This window comes from Microbacterium sp. (genome assembly GCF_036566905.1).
Lineage (GTDB): Bacteria > Actinomycetota > Actinomycetes > Actinomycetales > Microbacteriaceae > Microbacterium.
Map to the genome: position 1 here is coordinate 1 of NZ_DATCVK010000102.1, position 2,938 is coordinate 2,938.

Annotated in this window: 4 protein-coding genes; 2 read left to right on the top strand and 2 right to left on the bottom strand. The window is 69.4% G+C overall.

The window, feature by feature from the left end; translation table 11 throughout:
* The first annotated feature begins 67 nt into the window (after positions 1-67).
* Together VIP82_RS07710 and VIP82_RS07715 are read left to right on the top strand one after the other, a co-directional pair.
* Entirely contained in the window at positions 68-487 is a 420-nt protein-coding gene (locus VIP82_RS07710; RefSeq protein WP_331907298.1) for a DUF4870 domain-containing protein, read from the top strand.
* Between the two features lie 135 nt (positions 488-622).
* Complete coding sequence (locus tag VIP82_RS07715) at positions 623-1,009, top strand: DUF4870 domain-containing protein (RefSeq protein WP_331907300.1); 387 nt, start codon at positions 623-625, stop codon at positions 1,007-1,009.
* On the opposite strand, the gene hemW is transcribed toward VIP82_RS07715, so the two are convergent.
* Complete coding sequence (hemW, locus tag VIP82_RS07720; RefSeq protein WP_331907302.1) at positions 993-2,243, bottom strand: radical SAM family heme chaperone HemW; 1,251 nt, start codon at positions 2,241-2,243, stop codon at positions 993-995. The two genes, VIP82_RS07715 and hemW, sit on opposite strands and share 17 nt — an antisense overlap.
* Positions 2,244-2,245: 2 nt before the next feature.
* Positions 2,246-2,884: a DUF1990 domain-containing protein gene (locus VIP82_RS07725; protein ID WP_331907304.1), complete on the bottom strand. Its 639-nt coding sequence runs from the start codon at positions 2,882-2,884 to the stop codon at positions 2,246-2,248.
* Between the last annotated feature and the right edge of the window lie 54 nt (positions 2,885-2,938).

The window sequence follows — 2,938 nt, forward strand, 5'->3', positions numbered from 1 at the left end:
CCCCTTTGCAGCGACCCCCGTCGCGCGAGATGCGGTTCATCTGAGAGCCCCCTGAAAGGCACGCACCATGACCGATTCCAACATTCCCGCCCCCGACGCCGACGGTCAGCCGACACCGCCGCCCGCCGCGCCGCAGGGCGCACCACAGCCGGTCGCCGCGGCGCCCCTCTCGCAGGAGCAGGACGTGCAGTGGGGCTCCTTCGCCCACCTCGGCGGCATCGTCGGATTCCTCCCGTCGCTCATCATCTGGCTCATCTTCAAGGACCGCGGCTCGTTCACCAACACCGAGGCGAAAGAGGCGCTGAACTTCCAGATCACGATCGTCTTCGCCTACATCGTGGGCTCGATCCTCACGTTCATCCTCATCGGCGTCTTCATCGTCTGGGCCGCCTGGATCGTGAGCGTCGTCTTCTCGATCATCGCCTTCCTCAAGGCGAAGGACGGCCAGCACTACCGCTACCCGTTCGCCATCCGCCTCATCAAGTAGCCGGCCGGCACTGAGCGCGCCGGGCGGGGTCTTCACCCGGCGCGCCCTGCTGTGCCAGCATGGAGTGTTTCGAACCTCGCCCGTCGGGCGACGAGACCGAACCTCGCCCCCGGGCGAGTCGACCAAGGAGACATCATGTCCGGTGCAACCCCGCCTCCCCCGCCTCCCGGCAACCCCTACGAGCAGCCGAGCCAGCAGCTGAGCCCGGCCGACGAGAAGCTCTGGGCGACGCTGATCCACATCGGCGGCATCTTCTTCAGCTTCATCCCGGCCCTGATCGGCTACTTGGTCCTGAAGGACAAGGGCCCGTTCGTGCGTGCGCACACCGCGACCGCGCTGAACTTCCAGATCACGATGGCGATCGCCTACGTGGTCGGCATCATCCTGACCTTCATCATCATCGGCATCTTCGTGGTGATCGCGGTCGGCATCGTGACGATCATCTTCAGCATCATCGCCGCGGTGAAGGCCAACCAGGGCCAGCCGTACACCTACCCGCTCTCGATCAAGTTCGTGAGCTGAGCTCCGACGAATCGTCGAGCAGGCGCCTGACCACGGCGTCCGCGAGCAGCCGCCCTCTCCTGGTGAGTGTCACCACTCCTGAGAGGGCGGCTTTCGCGTCGATGAGGCCGTCTGCCATGAGGCCGGCCACCGCATGCCGGCCACCCGCGTGCAGGGTCTCGATCCTGATGCCCTCGCGGATGCGCGTGAGGAGCAGCACGCGCTCGACCTCGCGGGTCGGACCGTCGAGCGTCTCGCGGCCGACCGCGGGTGAGACCTCAGCGGTCACCCGGTCGGCGTAGGCCGAGGGGTGCTTCGCGTTCCACCAGCGCACACCGCCGACGTGGCTGTGCGCACCGGGGCCCACACCCCACCAGTCGTCGCCGCGCCAGTAGCCGAGGTTGTGCCGTGACCGGTGCGAGGCATCCGTCGCCCAGTTGCTGACCTCGTACCACTCGTATCCCGCCGCGGCGAGCAGGTCGTCGGCCAGCTCGTACATGTCGGCCTCGAGGTCGTCGTCGGGCTGCGCGAGCTCGCCGCGCCGGATCTGTCGGGCGAGCTTCGTGCCGTCTTCGACGATCAGGGCGTAGGCGCTCACGTGGTCGGGTCGCTCTGCAACGACGGCCTCGACGCTGCGACGCCAGTCGTCGATCGACTCTCCCGGCGTGCCGTAGATCAGGTCGAGGCTGACGTCGAGCCCCGCGTCGCGGGCCCAGCGCACGACGAGCGGCACCCGCGCCGGGTCGTGCGTGCGGTCGAGCGCGGCGAGCACGTGCGGCACGGCCGACTGCATGCCGAACGAGACGCGGGTGAAGCCGCCCTCGGCGAGCCGAACAAGATCGTCGGGGCCGACCGAATCGGGGTTCGCCTCGGTGGTGACCTCGGCGCCGGGTTGGAATCCGAACTCGTCACGGATGGCGCCGAGCATGCGCACGAGGTCGTCGGCGGGCAGCAGCGTCGGCGTGCCGCCGCCGAAGAAGACCGTCGACGCGGGGCGCGCAGGCACAGCGGATGCCTCGAGCATCTGCCGCGACATCCGGATCTCGGCGATCGCGTGGTCGGCGTAGTCGACCTGGCGCGCGCCTCGGAGCTCGTCGGAGGTGTAGGTGTTGAAGTCGCAGTACCCGCAGCGCACGCGGCAGAACGGCACGTGGAGGTACACGCCGAATGCGCGATCATCGGCGCCGATGGCGGCGGACACGGGCAGGAGCCCGTCGGCCGGTGCCGGGTCGCCGAGCGGCAGGGCGGATCCCACGACTAGACGCCGCCGGCGGGGTGCAGCGCCCGCAGTTCGAGGCGGGTGAGCTCGCGGCGACGCTTGCGCTGCATCGGCGCAGTGACGCCGGTCGTCGCGAAGATCGATCGGATCGTGAGCCACACGGTGTCGTCGTCGCGGTGTTCGACGATGAACGACTCCTCGCCGCTCTCGGGGCCCTCGGCGGTCGTGCCGTACGCGAAGCCCATGCGTCCGGGCTCGTCGATGACGTAGACGATGAGCACGGGGATCTGCTCGGTGCCGATCCGCTTCTTGCGCTCGAGCGTCGCCGTCATGCCGGCGGCGATGTACGGGGTGCCGTCGGCGCCGAACCGCTCCTCGATGCGCGGGGCCGGCTGCTCGGCGAGCGGCGCACCCTCGGCGTCGTAGACGATGCCCGGGTACTGGGCGCCCGTCCCGGTCGAGATGTCGGAGACCTCGAAGCCCGAGCCGCGTTGAATGCCCCACGTCATGAGCGACTCCGCGGCGCGCTCGAAGCGCGCGAGTCCCGATCCGAGACGCACCGCGTCTTCGGACGGACGGTAGCCGGCGGGCGGGTAGCGCAGCAGATCGGGCGCGAGGGTCGCCCCGATTGCTCCGTACGTGACCGACTGGTCGGTGAAGGTGCTTCGGCGGGTCATCCGTGGGCCTTTCCTGTGGTGCGGCGCCTGCCGGGCGCGCGCGTCTGATGCGAT